Source organism: Brevundimonas diminuta (assembly GCF_039673845.1).
Taxonomy (GTDB): domain Bacteria; phylum Pseudomonadota; class Alphaproteobacteria; order Caulobacterales; family Caulobacteraceae; genus Brevundimonas; species Brevundimonas diminuta_E.
Genome location: NZ_JBDJMK010000007.1, coordinates 66,910 through 83,654 on the forward strand (window position 1 = coordinate 66,910; position 16,745 = coordinate 83,654).

The following is a 16,745-nucleotide window of genomic DNA, read 5'->3' on the forward strand; positions in this document are numbered from 1 at the left end:
TGCTCCCTCTTAGAAATTCGGCCAGCGAAACGCCGCGACCAAGCGTCTGCGCCACCACGCCCCCATCCAGCTCTCGACCACCGACCGCCCCCAATAGGCGTGGATCATCCGCCGCTCCGGCCCCTCGACCGCACTCAAGACCGCGCAATGCTTGGCCGGACAGCCCCCCGCCATGCGGAACAGCAGCACATCGCCCAGCCCCGCCTGCTCCGGCGCGATCTCCACCAGCCGCCGCCGCGCCGCGGCCCACAGCGTCTCCTCGCCCCCGACCTCGGCCCAGTCGGGGCGATAGGGCGGCGGCGCCTCCGGCTCCTCGCCGACCACCTCGCGCCACACCCCGCGCACCAGGCCCAGACAGTCCGCCCCCTCGCCCTTCACGCTGGCCTGATGCCGATACGGCGTCCCCAGCCACCCCCGCGCCGCCGCCACAACCCGCCCACGCCACGCCTCTCCCTCCCCGTCCCGGGGAGGGTGGTCGCAGCGAAGCGAAGACCGGGTAGGGAGGACCAGACGATCAAAACGCCCCCCTTCTCCCTCCCCTTCATGGGGAGGGTGGTCGCGCAGCGACCGGGTGGGGCGGGCTTGGTGATCGGCGCTCAACACTTGAACAGCCCCACCGCCCCCACCCGGCTTCGCCTTCGGCTCAGCCACCCTCCCCATGAAGGGGAGGGAGAATTCCTGCGCCCCGCCCCTCATCGCCTGCGGCTCCGCCCGTCATTGCGCCCCGCTACAGGCCGCGCCGTCAGGAAGTCCTCGCCCGGAATGTCCGGAAAGCCCTGAAAATTAACCCCATTCCCGAACACCCCGACGCAGGTCGCCCACCGCTTGTCGCAACTGCGCCCAGCCACCAACGCCGCATCCAGCCCGCAGCGACCATCGCCCAGCACCGCGTCGCAACCCCGGCCGTAAGTCCGCCCGACCACCCGCTCCAGCGCCGCCATCGGCCCGTCCAGATCGGCGACGAACCGCCCGTTCTCGCGCCGTATCCGCGCCAGCCTTCCCCTCCACAGCCGCACCTTCAGGTCCGGCCGCATCCAGTCCACGCGCCACAGCTCGACCTCGGCGGCGTCATACCGCCCCGCCGCTATGTCCTCTTCGGTGATCGCCGCATCATCCAACCCGCCCGACGCCGACAGCGCACCCGCCGACAGCCCGACCTCGCCGTCGCCCGCCCCGCCGGTCCAGCCGCTGGCCGCCCGGCACGCCACGCCCTCAACCTCCAGATCGCGGTCATGGTCGGTGAAGCCCATCGCCCGCCCGTCCGCCCGCCTCAGCAGCCAGACATGGCACAGCGTCGCCGCCCCGCTCTCGATGCGAGCGGCCAGTTCGTTCGGAACATTGCGCATGGCTCAAACCCGCACTTCGATCAGAGGCATGGCGACCATCCGCCCGGCGCCGAAGCTCTCCAGCGTCACCTCCATCCGGTCCGCGTCGAACCGCACCGGCACGTCGAAGGCGAACCCCGCCGTCACCGCCGCGCCCTTGGGCGGCGCCGTCGCCAGCGTCACCCGTCCCGTGACCGCATCCAGGTTGAAGGCCGCCGTCTCCACGCCCGCCACCGCCACCCGCACCGATCCCTCGACCGGCTTGGCGATGACCCGCCGATGATCGCCATAGGCCTTGCTCAACTGAAAGACGCGCGCCTGCCCGTCCCCCGTCCCGATCGCCTGATCCAGCGGCGTCACGGCCGCCCCCGGCGCCCCGCTCCTGAAGTCCGCGAAGTCGCGAAACCGGAACCCGTGCAGTCGCCCGCGCCGCGCCTCGAAGAACGCCGTCAGCGCCGCCATGTCGTCCAGCGACCGCAGCCCCGCCCCGATCAGATAGCGCCTGCGCCCATCCGCCCACGGCGTCGCGCGCCGCTCGAACCCTGACGCCAGCGTCGTGATCTCCGTCCTGCGCTCAACCCCGCCGGTCGAGCCGAACGCCAGCCGCGCAGGCAGGCGCACCTCATGAAAGGCCATGCGTCCTCGCTATTTTATTTGGATTGCGTCCCGCCACGGGACAGATTGCGAACGTTTCGCGAAAAACTTTGTCTCCTCAGCCGCTTCGGGTTGTTTGAAGCGCCAAGCTCCGCCATGATTTCGCCATCACGGCCTCGGGCCGTATCAACCAGGGAGATTCCGCGTGCGCGGTGAAATACTCAGCTACGATGAAGCTGCAGGCACGGGCCTGATCAGCGGCGACGACAGCCTCCGCTACGACTTCGGGTCGTCAGAGGTGCAGGCCGGCGCCGTCATCGCCGCCGGCGCCCGCGTCGACTTCGTCCCTGAGGGCGAGCGCGCAACCCAGATCATGGTGCTGGCGACGGCCAATCCCGCCGCCGCCTTCGGCCAGGCCGCCGCTGCGGCCATAGGCGGCTCCACCGTCGTCAACGGCTATGACTTCAAAACCGCCCTGCTGTCCTTCAACGGCCGCCTGCGCCGCCAGCATTTCTGGATCAGCTGGCTGATCCTGTTGGGGGCCAGCGTCGTCACCGGCTGGATTCCGTTCCTGGGCGTCCTGCTGTCGATTGCGCTGATCTGGCCGAACGTGGCCATCACGGTCAAACGCCTGCACGACATGGGCAAGAGCGGCTGGTTCGCCGTCATCCCCTGGGTCGGCGTCATCGTCGGCACGATCATGATCTTCGGCGCCGTCGGCACCGCTGTCCTCGCCAACCCGCAAGCCTTCGAGAACGAAGACCCCGCGGCCGTCCTGGCCATGCTGGGCTCCATGATGGGCGGCATCGCCGTCATGGGTCTTGTGGGCCTGGCCTTCCTGCTCTGGGTCGGCATCGTCGACAGCCAGAAAGGCGACAACAAATACGGCCCCAATCCCAAGGGCGAATAAGTCCAAAGGGCGCTCTTCGGAGCGCCCTTTTCTTTTTTCCGCTATCGCTCGGCGCGCTGCGCCTCGCTGCTTCAGCGGATTGGCCGCTACCGCTCGACACAAAGCGCCCTACTTCACCGCGCGCCCAGCGCCGTCGCCCGCACCAGCATCCGCGCAATCTGCGTCTCAGAGCGCAACAACCCTTCGGCCCCGCCGTCCACCGTGACGTTCACCGTCACCCCAGGCGCCCCGCCCATCGGCTCGATCGTCCCCGCGCCCGACGGACGGAACACCTCTGGCCCGCGCTCTCCGACCAGATAGGCGCCGCCGCCCATCACCGGCCCGCCGTCCGCCCGCGCCCCGCCGAAGCCTCCTAGCGCCGCCGCTATGGCGCCGGTCAGCCCCCCGCCGCGCACGCCCGCCGCTGCATTGACCGCGTTCAGCACCGCCCGCGCCAGTTCGGCCAGCGTCACCTCCCCGTCCGCCGCCGCCCGCGTCAGCGACCGCGTCAGGCTGGTGCCCGCGCGCCCGAAGGCATCCTCGATCGAGGCCGCCGCCCGCTCCGCCGGCTCCTTCAGCGCCTCCAGCGCCGCCGCAGCCTCCGCCGCCTTCACCGGCACGGCGTCGATCCCGTCCGGCCTGAAACTGTCAGTCATCCGGCCACATCTCCTGCATCCGCTCCAGTTCGCCCCGTCCCAGCGGCGCCGCCTGAACCGGCACCGCCGTCAGCATCCGCCACTCCTTCAGCGACAGCCGCCAGAAGCTCTCCGGCCCCACGCCCATCCGCGCCGCCGCCTGCATCATCTCCGCCCATTGACGGTCCTGCGGCGTCATCAGACCGCCGCCGCAAAGGCCTTCGCCACCGCCTCTGCCGCCTCGCGCGGATCGACCGGCGCGCTCGCCAGCCCGTCCGCCAGCACCGCCTCGCCCCCGCCGCGCAACAGCGCCGCCAGCACCACCATCAGATCCCGCGCCGACAGCGCCTTCATCCGCTCGGCCAGCGCCGCCATCCCGGCCACGCCTAGCCCCGTCTCGATCTCGGCCAGCGCCCCCAGCGTCAGGCACAGCTTCCGCTCCGCCCCCGCCAAGCTCGCGGCGACCTCGCCCCGCACTCCATTGATCGACATCATTCCCCCTCACCCTCCCCGTCCCGGGGAGGGTGGCTGAGCCTGCAAAGGCGAAGCCGGGTGGGGGCGGCAAGGCTATTCAAGCGCCCGCGCCCAATCACCCCGTCCTCCCCACCCGGTCGCTGCGCGACCACCCTCCCCGGGACGGGGAGGGAAAGGCGCCGCACGCCATTCAAACCGCGCTGAACGTCACCTCGCCCGCGCTGGCCAGGCTCAGCGCAAAACTGGCCTCCCCTTCATGCTCGCCCGCATATTCCAGCGCCGCGACCAGGAACGGCCCCTCCAGCACGCCGAAGTCCGGCACGATCAGCCGCCACGTCTTCGCCGCCTGCTCGAAGAAGGCCTCGCGGATCAGGGCGTCCGAGGCCGCGTCGCGGAAAATCCCCTGCCCCAACACCGCCGCCGACTTCACCCCCGCGCCCGCCAGCAGCTCGCGCCACCGCCCGGCGCTGTCGCCGTCCGTCGCGTCCACCGTCTTCGCATTCAGCGAGATGGTCCTGGCCCTCAGCCCCGCCACGGTCGTGAAGGCGCCGCCCGCGCCCTCGACCTTCAGCAGGATGTCCTTGCCCCGTTGCGCCGTCATGATGTTCCCCGTTTCTCTGTTTCCTTCTCCCGATGGGAGAAGGTGGCCCGAAGGGCCGGATGAGGGTTCGCGTTCGCCGTCGGCTGAAAGCCGCCGCGTCACGGCTGACGCCGACTGCAACGTCAGCCCCTCACCCTTTCGCCTTGCCGATCGCTTCGCTCCCGGAGGCTCAAGCCCTCTCCCTCCGGGAGAGGGTTCAGACGTCTTCCGTCACCGCCCGCACCCGCATCACCGCCCACGCCCGTTTCAGATCCGGGCTGCGGAACAGGTCCGTGAACGTCACCGCCACGCTGACCGCCTTCACCCCGTCCGCCTCCAGCACCGCATCGGCGAGCCGCGCCCGCACCGCCGCCGCCACGGCCCGCGCCTCCTCCAGCCCCCTGAACCGACTGGCGCAGGTCAACGTCAGCCGCTGCTCCACCCCGCCGCCGTCCGCGTTCAGCGGCCGACTTTCACACCGCCCGATCAGCAGATGCGGAAACTCGGCCCCCTGTGGCGCCTCATCCCAGACCCGCACCGGATCGCCCAACAGCGCCTTCAGCGCCCCGTCGCCGCCCAGATGCACGATCAGCGCCTTCACCAGCGCTCCTTCATGATCCTTCATCGCGCCCGCTCCAGATCCAGCCTCACCCGGCCCGCCGCCTTCGGATCGGCCTCAATCCCGACCAAGGCCCAGTCGGCCCCGCCGAAGCGCACGACCAACCCTTCCTCCAGCCGCGGATCGGCCCGCACGGTGGCGCTCAGCGTCTCCACGCCGCGCGTCACGCCCGCATCCGTCCGCTCGCGCCGCCTTCGCGCCCCCAGCGCCAGCCACAGCGACCCGACCGGCTCATAGCTGACCACCTGCCCGCCATACGGCGTCTGCGCCTCCACCGGCCGCACCAGGCTGGCGACCACCTTCATCGCGCCCGCGCTCACAGCCGCACCACGCGATAGGGCGCGATCCACCCCTCGACCGGCGCCGCGCTCATCTCGCCGTCGCCACGCTCATAGGCGCGCATCACCAGCATCATCACCGCCAGCCTCAGCGGCGCCGGCGAGGTCGAGGTCAGGCTCAAGCCGACCTCCCCCTCCACCCGCGCGCGGGCGGCATCGATCAGCGTCTGGATCAGCCCGTCCTCCGCCTCATGCTCGACGCGCAGGAACAGCTTCGCCTCCGCGAGGCTCACGGGTGCGCTCATTCAAATCTCCAATGTTTTCTGCGTCCCTTCTCCCGATGGGAGAAGGTGGCCCGAAGGGCCGGATGAGGGCTCCCGGCCGCCGTGGGCGTCAGCCGTCGCGCAGCGGCTCACGCCGACTGAACCGTCAGCCCCTCACCCTTTCGCCTTGCGGATCGCCTTCGGCTCTCCGAGGCTCAAGCCCTCTCCCGCCGGGAGAGGGCCCAGCTTCAGCGCCTCTTACGAAGCCGCGAACTTCATCAGCTTGATCGCATCAAAGTTCTGCACCCCGCCGCCGACACGCTTGGTCGTGTAGAACAGCACATAGGGCTTGGCCGAATAGGGATCGCGCAACACCCGCACCCCCGCGCGATCCACAATCAGATAGCCGCGCGCAAAGTCGCCGAACGCGATCGACAGACTGTTGGCCGCCACGTCCGGCATCGTCTCGATCTCGGTCACCGGATAGCCCAGCAAGGACGCCGTCTCGCCCGGCCGCGTCGCCGGCGACCAGACATAGTTGCCGTCCGCGTCCTTGAACTTGCGCACCGCCGAGACCGTGCGCCGGTTCATCACAAAGCGCCCGTTCGGGCGATACTGGGCCTTGGGCGCATAGATCAGGTCGATCAGCCTATCGACCGGGCTGGCGCTGGCGAAGGCCCCCGCCGCGCCCGAGGCCACGACGCCGATCTGGCCCCAGGTCTGCGTCCCCTCATCCGCCGTGTCATAGGCCAGAAAGCCCTTCGGCTTGTTGACCCCGTCGCCACTGACGAAAGCCGCCGTCTCCTGCGCCGCGAAGGCGTCCTCGACCTCCGCCGCCAGCCATTCGTCCAGGTCGATCAGGGCGTCGTCCAGCAAGGATTGCGTCGCCGCCGGACAGGCGTAGAGATCGGCCGAAGAGAACTCCAGCAGCGCCAGCGTCGCCGGGTCCGTCTCCGGCCTCGCCGCCGTCTCGGCGACCCAGCCCGCCTGCACGCCCGCCGTCGACACCGGCTTCCTGAACACGCCCGAGCCGACCGTGCGCACCGTGGCGATCTCGCGCATCGGCGACCCGGCCATCAGGCGCCGCTCGATGGCGCGTTCCGTCTCCGGCGGCACGACATAGCCCGCCGAGTTCGACGCCGACGACAGCCCCGCCTTCAGCTCCAGCCCGTGCGAGGCGCCCGACTTCATATAGCCGTCCCACGCCGCCTTGGCCTCCGGCGCCGCAACCACAGCGGGCGGCTCGGCGCCCAGCCCAGAAGCACTGAGCATCGGGCGACGGCTCTCGCTAAGCACACGATCCATGCGCGCCTGCGCGCTGGCCACCGCCTGATCGATGCGCGCCACCTTCTCCTCCAGCAGCGCATCAGCCGAAGCCTTCTTCTCGATCTCGTCCAGACGGGCGTCATTGGCCCCTTTGAACGCCTCGAACGCGGCCATCATCTCATGCATGGCGGCGCGCGCCTCGGGATGGCCCGAGACGGTCTTGATCTCTTTCATGATGTCTCCAGAAAAAATGCGCGACCGTCCTGCGGCGCGCCGTCAAACCGGGCCAAGGCCCGGAATCGTCCCATCCTTTGCCGCACTTCAAAAGCGTGCGACCCTCCCGCCTGTCGAACCGGAGGACATGGAGGATGGATGTTGAAACTCGTAGGCGCCGCCCTGCTGGCCTCCGTGGCGGCCATCGCCCTCGTGGCCTGCTCAACCCCTGAGCGCCCGACCATGCCCCGGAATTCGCCTCAAAGTTCGACCCAAAGTCCGCCCCAGACGGCGCCCGCCGGTCCGCCCCGCCTATCCGCCGACGTCTCCCTAGACGCCCGCCTGTTCGAGATCCTCGGCGCCTGCGAGGCCCTTGATCCGGACGGCGACCAGACCTTCGAGGCCCATCTGCGGCGCCACGCCCCCTACGCCGCCCCGGACCGACTGAACGCCCTGCGCCAGGCCCATGCCCGCGGCCGCGCTATCGCCGCTCGACAGACACCCGAATCCTGCGCTGGCCTGCTACGCGCCTACCGTCAGCAAGAGCCCGGCCTGCACGGCCCGGCCGCCGACCGTTCGTCATTGCAGACGACCGACTGATGTCCATCGTCTCAAGCCCAACCTCGCAGCTGTTGAACGCCGCCCGACAGTCCTGGCTTCTGAAACTGGTCTGGGCCTGGCTGCCTTTGTTGCCGCTGTCCCTCTGCGCCGTAGCTAAGCATGGCGATAGTCGATCAGGCTTAATCGCATTTGCGCCCCTGATCCTGTTAGCTCCGCCCGCCGCCTCATTGCTGATCGGCCGGCTGCAGAGCCATGTGCAAAGAAAACGCCATCGTCGTCTGACGCCCCTCCAACAGACCCACGTTTCCGACGAGCCGGAATACGAGCCGCTTCACGAAGTTCTGGCGATCGGCTCGCTCCCTCCTGTCGCGACACTGCCCCCGATGCTTCAGGCGGCCATCGCCCGCCTCGGCGCCAAACCTCCGGCCTGGCTGGCGCCCTTCATTATTCCGTTTTGCCTGGTGTTCAGCGTCGCCCTGGCCGCCCTGGCCCTGCTGGACGATCCTGTCGCCCTACTGACGCGTGGGCTGGGTCAACCCTGGCCTCTCAGCTACTGGAGCACCTACGCCATCTTCGCTGCGATCGGCTTCCTCCTCGTGACTTGGCATTGGCTGCGCGCCATGCACGACCATTATGTCGCCGAAGGCCTCAATGCCGGCCGCCGTCCTTTTCCGGCCTTACGCGCCTGAACCGCGCCCCCGGCAACATCGGAAACGTCACCAGCGACACCTCCCACAGCTCCGCCGCGCTCAGAACCCGCAGGCGCCCGTCCCGCCGCGCCTTCATCGCCCGAAAACCGATCGACAGCCCGTCCAACGCCCCAGCCCGCGTCAGGGCGGCGGCGTAGCGCGCCTCGGCGGACCAGTCCTCGATCCGCCCCTCGACCCACAGGCCGCGCTCGTCCTCGACCATCCGGTCCCAGACGCCGACGACAGCGCGGCTCTCATGCTGATGCAGCATCCGCACCCCGCCCGCGCCGGTCTTGGCCAGACTGTCCGCAAACACCCCGCGCGCCGTCACATCCCCGTTCAGATCCGCCACGCCCCACAGGGAGGCGTAGCCGCAAATCAACAGCCCCCCCTTCTCCCTCCCCGTCCCGGGGAGGATGGCTGAGCCGTCAGGCGAAGCCGGGTGGGGGCGGCCAGGTCGATCAATCGCCGCGCCTGCATCACCACGCCCTCCCCACCCGTCGGCTGCGCCGACACCCTCCCCGGGACGGGGAGGGAAAACGCCTGCCTGTAGCTTCATCATTTCTCCTCCAGCCGCCGCTCGATCCGCTCGACGGCCGCGCGCGTGGCCTCGCCCTGCGCCTCCAGCCGCGCCAGTCGCTCGGCGACCAGCCGCTGCTCATCGACCCTCTGTTCCAGCGTCGCGATCCGCGCCGCCGCCCCTCCAGCCCACACCAGCCCCCCGATGGTCTGCACCAGCAGCGCCGCGATCAGGGCGACCGGCATCCTCTTCCAATCCATCATCCCCACACCTTTCTCCCTCCCCGTCTCGGGGAGGGTGGCTGAGCCCGCAGGGCGAAGCCGGGTGGGGGCGACACGGCAAATCAAACGCCGCGCCTACATCACCCCGCCCTCCCCACCCGGTCGCTATCGCGACCACCCTCCCCGAGACGGGGAGGGAGAGGCGTCGCGCCTAAGCTTCCACTCCCGCCATCCGGCGCCGCTCATCCTCGGTCAGGAAGCTCGCCGCACCCAGCCGCGCCCACAGCGCGTCCCGCTCGACCTGCAGGGCCGGAACCGCATCCAGATCCGGCTCGATCCGGCAATCGACGAAGCGGCTCCCCAGCCACCCCGTCATCGCCCCCGCCGCCTTTCTCACCAGCGGGATCACCGTCCCGCGCCAGAAGGCCGCGTTCGCCTCGCGATAGTTGGCGTAGGTCGCATCCCCCGGAATCCCCAGCAGCTGCGGCGGCACCCCGAACGCCAGCGCGATCTCCCGCGCCGCCGCGTGTTTCCCGGCGATAAAGTCCATGTCGTGCGGCGTCAGGCTCATCGGCTTCCAGTCCAGCCCGCCTTCCAGCAGCAGCGGCCGTCCGGCGTTGCGCGCCCCGGCATGGGCCTCGCCCAGCTCCGCCTTCAGCGCCTCGAACTGATCCGCCGTCAGCCGCTCCCCGTCCTTGGCGCCATAGACCAATGCCCCCGACGGCCGCGCCGCATTGTCCAGCAGCGCCTTGTTCCACGCCCCCGACGCATTGTGCACGTCGATGGCGAAGGCCGCCGCCTCCAGCGGCGAGAATCCGTAATGATCGTCCGTCGGGTGAAACAGTTTCAGATGCATGACCGGCGACCAGCCGTCGCCATGCCGCGCGATCCGCACCGCGCGCCCGCCGACCGCATACTCATAGGCTTCCGGCCACCCCGCCCGGCCCGGCACCACCTTCACCCGATCCGGCCGCAACGCCCACAGCTCGTCAGGCGCGCCGTCGCCATCGGCGTCTCCGGTCGCCTCGACATAGGCGTTACCCGCCGTCTGCAGCGCGCCGTACAGCCCCTCCATGAACTCCCCGCACGACTGCTCGGGATTGGGCTTGTCGATCAGCCGCGCCAGCGGATGCTCCGCGCTCCGCACGCCCCCGACCATCACCATCAACGGCGTCGAGGCCGCCGCCTCCGCGATCATCCGCACGCAGCGATAGGCGACGGCGTTCTTGCCGAACCCCTCATCGGCCAGATGGGCGTAATCGCGCGGCGTCCACCGCGCCCGGCCCGCTCCTGTCAGGGCGATCAGCGGCCCGGTGCGGCTATCCTTGATCTCAGGCGCAGCGATGCGCCGCCGACCAAACGGTCGTCGCCAATCCATTGAAATCTCCATCACCGAATTCTCCCTCCCCGTCCCGGGGAGGGTGGTTGAGCCCGTCAGGGCGAAACCGGGTGGGGGCGGCAGGGCAAATCAAGCGCCCCCTCTGAAATGACCCCGTCTGACATCAGCCAGTCTGAAATCACCTGGCCCTCCCCACCCGGTCGCTTCGCGACCACCCTCCCCGGGCCGGGGAGGGAGAGGCGCCGCGCCTATTCTCACAACGCCCGCAATCTCGGCTGCGTCTTCCCGGCCAGCAGCAGATGCGTCAGCGCCCACACCAGCGCATCCGCCCGATCCGGGCTCCTGCCCCCCGGTGCCTCGCTCCCCAGCGCCATCATCTCTTCCTCCAGCGCCGGAAACGCGCCGCAGTGAACCACCCGCCCCTGCTCATAGAGCGCCGCCACCGGCTCCGCCCGCGCCTTCTTCGACCGGCTGGCGTGGACCAGCTTCACCTGCGCCGGACAGTCCGCCTGCCCCAGCAGGGTCCGCACCATCTCCCCGCCCTGATTGGCCTCGGCCAGCACCAGATCGGCCTCGAACTCGCGCGCCGTCTCGGCCACGCGCCGCGCCCAGCCCGCAGGCGACAGTCCCCGCGCCGAGCGATCCGCCAGCACATAGCCCGTCCTGTCTTTGCGCCCCGCCGTCACGATCCCGCAGGCGTCGCCGTGGGCGCTGGCCGGCGGGTCCACCGCCACCACCACCCGCTCAAACCGCGCCGGACGCCCGCCCCGCGCCCGCGCCAGATCCTCGGCCCGGAACAGGGCGCCGTCGGCCTCGACCACCAGCCCCTCCATCTCCTGCGCCTCCAGCCGCGTCCCGGCGTAGAGCGCCTGCAGATGCCCCAGAAACCCCGGCGCCAGATTGTCCGCATTGTCCTTCGTCGCCAGCCGCGCCTTCACCACCCCCGGCTCGGCCAGCAACCGCCTCAGCGCCGGAATCGGGCGCGGCGTCGTCGTGATCGCCAGCTTGGGATCAGCTCCCAGCCGCAGCCCGAACCTCAGGTTCGACAGGGTCGCCTCGATATTCCTCCAGGCGCAGAACTCATCCGCCCAGGCCGCATGAAACTGCGGCCCGCGCAGACTGTCCGGATCTTCCGCCGAAAACGCATAGGCCGCCGCGCCCGAGGGCCAGACCAGCCTGCGCCGCCCCGCCTCCCAGCGCGGCCGGTTGTCGCCCGGCGCCTGCGCCTTCAGCCCCGATGGTCCCTCGACCATCACCTCGCGCACGTCGTGCAGCGCCGGGCCGACCAGAGCAAACGTCCGGTCCTTCCCCCGCGCCAGTTCGTTCATCCAGAACCCGCCCGCAAAGGTCTTGCCCGACCCGCGCCCGCCCAGCAGCACCCATGTCCGCCAGTCCGCGTCAGACGGCCAGACCTGATCGTCGTTCAGCCTCGGCGTCGCCCTCAGCAGCCGCAGCAGCTCCCCGCGCGGCGCCTGTTCCAGCCGCTGCTGCGCCAAATCCCTTGCGCTCTGCGACCCCGAGAAGATGATCGAGACGAGACTGCAGCTCTGCCCGCACGGTCCGTTCTTCGTCATCGGTGATGTCACGATCGTCTTCGCTCATTCCGTCCTCTTCAGGGTCGCGGGTTTTGCGCGCAGGCGGGGCCGCCAGCGCCGCCACAGCCCTGGCCGTGCGAGCCAGCACCCCGATGGCGCGCCCCCGCTTCTCGGCTTCGGCCACATCGGCCGGAGGCTCCGCCGCAGCCACCACGGCGATCGCTTCGTCGGTCAGTTGCATCAACCGCCCCAGCGCCCCGTCCAGCCACTGCGCGACCGCCGCCGCTCGCCCCGCCTCGTCCCCTTTTCCCGCCATGACCGAACCATAGCGGACCAGCGCCCTCAGGCTGACAGACAGCCTCCAGAACCTTCCAAAGTCGGAAATTTACTGGGTTTGCCCGCCCCCATCGCGATACTCGCGCGCCAACCTCTCTCCCTCCCGTCCCGGGGAGGGCGGCTGAGCCCGCAGGGCGAGGCCGGGTGGGGGCGGCCAGGCTATTCAGGCGCCGCGTTCAGGATCACCCCGCCCTCCCCACCCGGTCGCTATCGCGACCACCCTCCCCGGGACGGGAGGGAGAGGCGTCGCGCTCCGGCTTTTCCTACCCCGCCATCGCTGGCGCTTCATCGCACGCCAGCCAGTGCGTCAGGGCGGCGGCCAGTTCGGTGATCTGGATCGGCTTGGCCAGATGGCCGTCCATCCCCGCCTCCAGACAGCGCGCCACCTGTTCCGCCTGAACATTGGCCGTCAGCGCCAGGATCGGCGTCCTGCGCCCGCCGCCCGCCTGCATCCGGCGGATTTCGCGCGTCGCCCTCAGCCCGTCCATCACCGGCATGTGGACGTCCATCAGCACCAGATCATAGGCGCCCGAATGCACGGCATGGACCGCCTCGGCGCCGTCAGCCACAGCCTCGACCTCCAGCCCCAGATTCCGCAGGATGGCGCTGACCAGTTCGCGGTTGGCCGCCGCGTCGTCGGCCAGCAGCACCCGGCCGCACAGCCCCGTCTGCGACGCCCGTTCGCGCTCCGGCCCGTCGCCCCCGTCCTGCGCCTCCGCCACGGCCAGCGGCGCCTCGAACCAGAAGGTCGAGCCCTGCCCCGGCGTGCTCTCCACCCCGACCTCGCCGCCCATCAGCTCGACCAGACGGCGCGAGATCGCCAGCCCCAGCCCCGTCCCGCCATAGACCCGCGTGGTCGAGGCGTCGGCCTGGGTGAAGCGGTGGAACAGCTCCTCGATCTTTTCAGGCGGAATGCCGATGCCGGTGTCGCTGACCGCCACCCGCATCCGCCACAGGCCGTCCGCATCGAACCGCCCGCCCAGCGTCAGCGTGACCCCGCCGCGCGCCGTGAACTTCACCGCATTGGACAGGAAGTTCAGCATCACCTGCCTCAGCCGCCCCTTGTCGCCGGTCAGGCGCTGCGGCGTATCGGCCGCCACCACCACCCGCAGGCCCAGCCGCTTCAGCGAGCACTGGCTCTCGATGATGGCCGCCGCGCCATCGATCAGGGCCCGCGTATCGAACGGCTCGGGGTCCATCTCGATCGCGTCGGCTTCCAGCTTGGAATAGTCCAGAATGTCGTTGATGACGCCCAGCAGGGCCTCCGACGCCGTGGCGATCCGCTCGACATAGACCCGCTCTTCCGGCGGCAGATGCTCCGATCCGTACAGCAGCCCCGAAAAGCCGATGACGCTGGTCAGCGGCGTGCGCAGCTCATGGCTCATATTGGCCAGGAATTCGCTCTTGGCCTGAACCGCCTTCTCGGCCCGCTCCTTGGCCTCGATGACCTCGGCCTCCAGCAGCTTGCGCCGGGTCATGTCGCGGATCACCACCACCACGTCGTCGACATGGCCGTGCTCGTCCTTCAGCGCCTTGAAGGTGCATTCCACCCACACCGTATGCCCCTGACGGTGCATGGCGCGGTGTTCCAGCCGCGTCGGCGTGCCGGTCTTCACCGCCTCGCCGATGGCCTTCAGCACCAGATGCTTGTCTTCCGGATGCACATAGTCCGTCGACTGGCCGCTCATCTCCTCCAGCGTCCAGCCCAGCAGATGCTTGATCGCCGGCGAGATGTATTTGCTCGACCCGTCCATCTTCACGCGGGTGATGACGTCGCTGACGTTCTCGGCCAGCAGGCGATAGCGGCTCTCGTCGCGGCGGGCGCGCTCCAGCATCCTGTCCTGATCGGTGACGTCCTGCAGCACGCCCAGCAAGGCCAGCACCCGGCCCTGTTCATCCCGCTCGGCGCTGACGTGGGTGACGACGCTGCGCTCCTCGCCGTCCGGCCGGATCAGCTTCAGCCGGGCGTGGAACGGCTTGCCGTCCTCCATGCCGTTTTCGATCAGCGCCCGCATCCGCTCGCCGTCTTCGGGCGCGTGCATGTCCAGCGCCTCGTCCAGCGTCATGCTCAGGCCGTCAGGCGAAAACCCATAGATCCGATAGACCTCGTCCGAGGCCTCCAGCACCCGGCTGGCCCGGTCCAGCCGCCAGTGGCCGACGCCGGACATCTGCTCGACCAGATGCAGCGTCTCCAGCCGCTCGTCGCGGGCGCGGGCGGCGTCCAGGCCGGCGATGATGTCCTCGGCCATGCCCGCCAGACTGGCCAGCTGCTTCATCTGGGTCGCGGTCGGCTCGGGCCGTTCCCGGTCATCCAGAATGCAGAAGGCGCCGACCGGCCGTCCCGGCGGATGGCACAGGGTCGCCCCGACGACGAACTTCAGGTGCGGCGTCTTGCGCACCAGCGGATGGGTCTTCAGCCGCGGATCGCCCGCCGGGTCGGTCGCCACCAGCGTCGCCCCCGGCCCCATCGCCGTCAGGATCGGCGCCAGACTCTCATGCAGCGGAACCCGCTGGACGCACAGCTCGGCGTTGGAGCGGATGATGGCTTCCTGCTCGGTCAACAGCGTCACCACCGCCGCCCGGCAATCGAACAGCGTCGCGGCGAAATCAACCAGACGCTGGAACGGGCCCCCCGAGCCTTCCAGAACCTCGATGCTCTTGGTGAATGACAACTGGCGTTCCCCCGCTCCGTCGTTCTTTTAAATCGCGCCGGACCCCGAAATTTTCCGTTAGCGCGGCCGCAGCGTCGGCGGTTCGGTTCCGCGTTCGCCCATCCATTCCGGCGCTTCGAAATCCAGCGCGTCCTCCGGCTCCCTCAGCGCCGTTTCACACACCGTCTGACGTCGCACGGACACCCCCGCCTCATGCACCGTCTCCCGGTCGCCCGAGACCAGCGGGTGCCACCAGGCCAGCGTCCGCCCCTCGTCCAGCCGCCGATAGGCGCACGACAGCGGCATCCACTTCAGCTGTTCGATATTGTCCGGCGTCAACTGCACGCAGTCCGGCACCTCGGCCTGCCGGTTGGCGTAGTCGACGCAGGTGCAGGCGTCGGTGTCGAACAGCTTGCAATGGACATGCGTCGGGATGATCTGGCCCGTGTCCTCATCCTCGAAGCGGATGACGCAGCACAGACCGCAGCCGTCGCACAGGCTCTCCCACTCGGCCGGAGACATCTCGGCGAGCGTCTTGGTTTCCCAGAACGGCTTGGCGGGCGCGGAATTCATGGCCGCGCCCTATACGCCTCCGCGGCGCATCTGTCGCCCTTCTCAGAAACGACGCAGGCCTTGCCCCAAAACCAACGCCCCGCTTTCTCCCTCCCCGTCCCGGGGAGGGTGGCTGAGCCGAAGCCGAAGCCGGGTGGGGGCGGCCAGGCCATTCAGGCGCCCCCTCCGCGTCTCACTCCCTCAGTGCGTCACGCTCTTGGAGAACAGGTTGATGACCACCACCCCGCCGACAATCAGCACCAGGCCGATGATCGCGGGCGCATCCAGCTTCTGCTTGAACAGGAACAGGCCGATCACCGAGATCAGCACCACCCCCAGCCCGCTCCAGATGGCATAGGCCAGTCCCACCGGCATCTGCTTCAACGCCAGCGTCAACAGATAGAAGGCGATGCCGTAACAGACCGCCAGCCCTGCCGTCGGCAACGGCTTGGTGAACTGCTGCGACTGCTGCAACAGGGTGGTGCCCATCACCTCAAAGCCGATCGCGCCCAGCAGCGCCAGCCATGTCGTCGGGTTCAAACGCCCGCCTCCGCATAGGAATCCGTCAACAGCACGCCCGGCGTCAGCAGCGACAGCAAGGCCTTGCGTTGCTCCGGCGACACCTCATGCGTGCCGAACAGGTCGCTCATCCACAGACCGTCAGCAATCAGCCTCAGCATCAGCGCGTCATCCCTACCCATCGGGTCTTCCGGATCTTCGGTCGTCAGGCTGCGGATCGCGGTGCGCCAGCGCGGGATCAGGCTCGGCTCTATGGCGCAGGCGGCCAGGGCCGCGCGGCCGATGCTGACGTCCCGCTCGGTCGCCGGCTCATTGACGATCGCCCGCAGATAGGCCCGCGCATTGCGGCCATAGGGATTGGGGTCGCGCGCCGCCTCGGCCCGGACCTCCGACGTCATCTCAAGCGCCAGATGATCGATCACCCCCTCCAGCAACGCCTGTTTGCTGGGGAAATGGTGCAGCAGGGCGCCCTTGCTGAAGGGCAGCCGCGCCACCACGGCGTCCAGCGTCATCGCCATCGCCCCCTGTTCGGCGGCGATCTCTATGGCCATGTCGATGATCTGGCGGCGGGTGTCTTCGGGCGTGCGTCTTGCCAATTGAGCGTCCATGCCGCGCGACATACCGTCCGGACGGTTTCATGTAAATCCCGAAAGATTGGCCCTCGCCCCCCTCGACGCGCTATAGGC

At 69.5% G+C, this 16,745-nt stretch carries 23 protein-coding genes; 3 read left to right on the top strand and 20 right to left on the bottom strand.

The genetic code is table 11. From position 1 onward, the window contains the following. Window positions 1-9: 9 nt before the first annotated feature. From ABE454_RS08980 to ABE454_RS08990, 3 genes are all read right to left on the bottom strand, one after another. A complete protein-coding gene (locus ABE454_RS08980; RefSeq protein ID WP_346530995.1) occupies window positions 10-429 on the bottom strand; it encodes an NlpC/P60 family protein in 420 nt (139 codons plus the stop codon). Window positions 430-692: 263 nt separating this feature from the next. Then, the gene (locus tag ABE454_RS08985; RefSeq protein ID WP_346530996.1) at window positions 693-1,346 is read right to left on the bottom strand and encodes a baseplate hub protein; all 654 of its coding nucleotides are present in this window, start codon (window positions 1,344-1,346) and stop codon (window positions 693-695) included. A 3-nt stretch (window positions 1,347-1,349) separates the two neighbouring features. Continuing rightward, the gene (locus ABE454_RS08990) at window positions 1,350-1,961 is read right to left on the bottom strand and encodes a DUF2460 domain-containing protein (protein ID WP_346530997.1); all 612 of its coding nucleotides are present in this window, start codon (window positions 1,959-1,961) and stop codon (window positions 1,350-1,352) included. Window positions 1,962-2,124: 163 nt separating this feature from the next. Here ABE454_RS08990 and ABE454_RS08995 point away from each other — a divergent pair, with 163 nt between their 5' ends. Next, a complete protein-coding gene (locus tag ABE454_RS08995) occupies window positions 2,125-2,829 on the top strand; it encodes a DUF805 domain-containing protein (protein WP_346530999.1) in 705 nt (234 codons plus the stop codon). Window positions 2,830-2,942: 113 nt separating this feature from the next. Here the strand turns inward: ABE454_RS08995 and ABE454_RS09000 are convergent, their stop codons facing one another. From ABE454_RS09000 to ABE454_RS09035, 8 genes are all read right to left on the bottom strand, one after another. Continuing rightward, window positions 2,943-3,464, bottom strand: coding sequence for a phage tail tape measure protein (locus ABE454_RS09000; protein WP_346531000.1), 522 nt, complete (start codon window positions 3,462-3,464; stop codon window positions 2,943-2,945). Next, on the bottom strand, window positions 3,457-3,642 hold the full coding sequence (locus tag ABE454_RS09005) for a phage tail assembly chaperone (protein ID WP_346531001.1): 186 nt from the start codon (window positions 3,640-3,642) through the stop codon (window positions 3,457-3,459). Before ABE454_RS09005 ends, ABE454_RS09000 begins: the two co-directional genes overlap by 8 nt. After that, a complete protein-coding gene (locus ABE454_RS09010) occupies window positions 3,642-3,938 on the bottom strand; it encodes a GTA-gp10 family protein (RefSeq protein WP_346531003.1) in 297 nt (98 codons plus the stop codon). Before ABE454_RS09010 ends, ABE454_RS09005 begins: the two co-directional genes overlap by 1 nt. A gap of 169 nt (window positions 3,939-4,107) precedes the next feature. Next, window positions 4,108-4,518 carry a phage major tail protein, TP901-1 family gene (locus tag ABE454_RS09015; protein WP_346531004.1) on the bottom strand — a complete coding sequence of 137 codons (411 nt, stop codon included), beginning with the start codon at window positions 4,516-4,518 and terminating at the stop codon, window positions 4,108-4,110. A gap of 196 nt (window positions 4,519-4,714) precedes the next feature. Continuing rightward, window positions 4,715-5,122, bottom strand: coding sequence for a DUF3168 domain-containing protein (locus tag ABE454_RS09020; protein ID WP_346531006.1), 408 nt, complete (start codon window positions 5,120-5,122; stop codon window positions 4,715-4,717). Then, window positions 5,119-5,421 (bottom strand): head-tail adaptor protein, encoded by a 303-nt coding sequence (locus ABE454_RS09025; protein ID WP_346531008.1) that lies wholly within the window; start codon window positions 5,419-5,421, stop codon window positions 5,119-5,121. The genes ABE454_RS09020 and ABE454_RS09025 overlap by 4 nt, the downstream gene beginning before the upstream one ends. Before the next feature lie 11 nt (window positions 5,422-5,432). Further along, window positions 5,433-5,699 (bottom strand): head-tail connector protein, encoded by a 267-nt coding sequence (locus ABE454_RS09030; protein WP_125901764.1) that lies wholly within the window; start codon window positions 5,697-5,699, stop codon window positions 5,433-5,435. Window positions 5,700-5,915: 216 nt separating this feature from the next. Further along, on the bottom strand, window positions 5,916-7,157 hold the full coding sequence (locus ABE454_RS09035) for a phage major capsid protein (protein WP_346531010.1): 1,242 nt from the start codon (window positions 7,155-7,157) through the stop codon (window positions 5,916-5,918). A 138-nt stretch (window positions 7,158-7,295) separates the two neighbouring features. Between ABE454_RS09035 and ABE454_RS09040 the strand changes: the two genes are divergently transcribed. Together ABE454_RS09040 and ABE454_RS09045 are read left to right on the top strand one after the other, a co-directional pair. Then, window positions 7,296-7,736, top strand: a complete 441-nt coding sequence (locus ABE454_RS09040) for a hypothetical protein (protein WP_346531012.1) — start codon at window positions 7,296-7,298, stop codon at window positions 7,734-7,736. Beyond that, window positions 7,736-8,386: a hypothetical protein gene (locus ABE454_RS09045; RefSeq protein ID WP_346531013.1), complete on the top strand. Its 651-nt coding sequence runs from the start codon at window positions 7,736-7,738 to the stop codon at window positions 8,384-8,386. The genes ABE454_RS09040 and ABE454_RS09045 overlap by 1 nt, the downstream gene beginning before the upstream one ends. Here the strand turns inward: ABE454_RS09045 and ABE454_RS09050 are convergent. From ABE454_RS09050 to ABE454_RS09090, 9 genes are all read right to left on the bottom strand, one after another. Further along, window positions 8,346-8,768, bottom strand: coding sequence for an HK97 family phage prohead protease (locus ABE454_RS09050; RefSeq protein ID WP_346531014.1), 423 nt, complete (start codon window positions 8,766-8,768; stop codon window positions 8,346-8,348). The genes ABE454_RS09045 and ABE454_RS09050 overlap by 41 nt on opposite strands. Before the next feature lie 176 nt (window positions 8,769-8,944). Further along, window positions 8,945-9,169: a hypothetical protein gene (locus ABE454_RS09055; RefSeq protein ID WP_346531016.1), complete on the bottom strand. Its 225-nt coding sequence runs from the start codon at window positions 9,167-9,169 to the stop codon at window positions 8,945-8,947. Window positions 9,170-9,338: 169 nt separating this feature from the next. Further along, entirely contained in the window at window positions 9,339-10,517 is a 1,179-nt protein-coding gene (locus tag ABE454_RS09060) for a phage portal protein (RefSeq protein WP_346531225.1), read from the bottom strand. Between the two features lie 203 nt (window positions 10,518-10,720). Then, window positions 10,721-11,962 carry a DNA-packaging protein gene (locus tag ABE454_RS09065; RefSeq protein WP_346531017.1) on the bottom strand — a complete coding sequence of 414 codons (1,242 nt, stop codon included), beginning with the start codon at window positions 11,960-11,962 and terminating at the stop codon, window positions 10,721-10,723. Further along, the gene (locus ABE454_RS09070) at window positions 11,865-12,317 is read right to left on the bottom strand and encodes a hypothetical protein (RefSeq protein ID WP_346531019.1); all 453 of its coding nucleotides are present in this window, start codon (window positions 12,315-12,317) and stop codon (window positions 11,865-11,867) included. The genes ABE454_RS09065 and ABE454_RS09070 overlap by 98 nt, the downstream gene beginning before the upstream one ends. Before the next feature lie 283 nt (window positions 12,318-12,600). Next, on the bottom strand, window positions 12,601-15,009 hold the full coding sequence (locus tag ABE454_RS09075) for a hybrid sensor histidine kinase/response regulator (RefSeq protein ID WP_346531020.1): 2,409 nt from the start codon (window positions 15,007-15,009) through the stop codon (window positions 12,601-12,603). Between the two features lie 57 nt (window positions 15,010-15,066). Continuing rightward, complete coding sequence (locus ABE454_RS09080) at window positions 15,067-15,561, bottom strand: YcgN family cysteine cluster protein (protein WP_346531021.1); 495 nt, start codon at window positions 15,559-15,561, stop codon at window positions 15,067-15,069. A 180-nt stretch (window positions 15,562-15,741) separates the two neighbouring features. Further along, window positions 15,742-16,080: a DMT family transporter gene (locus ABE454_RS09085; protein ID WP_346531022.1), complete on the bottom strand. Its 339-nt coding sequence runs from the start codon at window positions 16,078-16,080 to the stop codon at window positions 15,742-15,744. Continuing rightward, window positions 16,077-16,655 (bottom strand): TetR/AcrR family transcriptional regulator, encoded by a 579-nt coding sequence (locus tag ABE454_RS09090; RefSeq protein WP_346531023.1) that lies wholly within the window; start codon window positions 16,653-16,655, stop codon window positions 16,077-16,079. Before ABE454_RS09090 ends, ABE454_RS09085 begins: the two co-directional genes overlap by 4 nt. Window positions 16,656-16,745: the final 90 nt, after the last annotated feature.

Bases quoted from the DNA above. Each gene is read 5' to 3' on its own strand.
- ABE454_RS08985 (WP_346530996.1), bottom strand. From the start codon at position 1,346: ATGCGCAATGTTCCGAACGAACTGGCCGCTCGCATCGAGAGCGGGGCG.
- ABE454_RS08990 (WP_346530997.1), bottom strand. From the start codon at position 1,961: ATGGCCTTTCATGAGGTGCGCCTGCCTGCGCGGCTGGCGTTCGGCTCG.
- ABE454_RS09000 (WP_346531000.1), bottom strand. From the start codon at position 3,464: ATGACTGACAGTTTCAGGCCGGACGGGATCGACGCCGTGCCGGTGAAG.
- ABE454_RS09005 (WP_346531001.1), bottom strand. From the start codon at position 3,642: ATGACGCCGCAGGACCGTCAATGGGCGGAGATGATGCAGGCGGCGGCG.
- ABE454_RS09010 (WP_346531003.1), bottom strand. From the start codon at position 3,938: ATGATGTCGATCAATGGAGTGCGGGGCGAGGTCGCCGCGAGCTTGGCG.
- ABE454_RS09015 (WP_346531004.1), bottom strand. From the start codon at position 4,518: ATGACGGCGCAACGGGGCAAGGACATCCTGCTGAAGGTCGAGGGCGCG.
- ABE454_RS09020 (WP_346531006.1), bottom strand. From the start codon at position 5,122: ATGAAGGATCATGAAGGAGCGCTGGTGAAGGCGCTGATCGTGCATCTG.
- ABE454_RS09025 (WP_346531008.1), bottom strand. From the start codon at position 5,421: ATGAAGGTGGTCGCCAGCCTGGTGCGGCCGGTGGAGGCGCAGACGCCG.
- ABE454_RS09030 (WP_125901764.1), bottom strand. From the start codon at position 5,699: ATGAGCGCACCCGTGAGCCTCGCGGAGGCGAAGCTGTTCCTGCGCGTC.
- ABE454_RS09035 (WP_346531010.1), bottom strand. From the start codon at position 7,157: ATGAAAGAGATCAAGACCGTCTCGGGCCATCCCGAGGCGCGCGCCGCC.
- ABE454_RS09040 (WP_346531012.1), top strand. From the start codon at position 7,296: ATGTTGAAACTCGTAGGCGCCGCCCTGCTGGCCTCCGTGGCGGCCATC.
- ABE454_RS09045 (WP_346531013.1), top strand. From the start codon at position 7,736: ATGTCCATCGTCTCAAGCCCAACCTCGCAGCTGTTGAACGCCGCCCGA.
- ABE454_RS09055 (WP_346531016.1), bottom strand. From the start codon at position 9,169: ATGATGGATTGGAAGAGGATGCCGGTCGCCCTGATCGCGGCGCTGCTG.
- ABE454_RS09060 (WP_346531225.1), bottom strand. From the start codon at position 10,517: ATGGAGATTTCAATGGATTGGCGACGACCGTTTGGTCGGCGGCGCATC.
- ABE454_RS09070 (WP_346531019.1), bottom strand. From the start codon at position 12,317: ATGGCGGGAAAAGGGGACGAGGCGGGGCGAGCGGCGGCGGTCGCGCAG.
- ABE454_RS09080 (WP_346531021.1), bottom strand. From the start codon at position 15,561: ATGAATTCCGCGCCCGCCAAGCCGTTCTGGGAAACCAAGACGCTCGCC.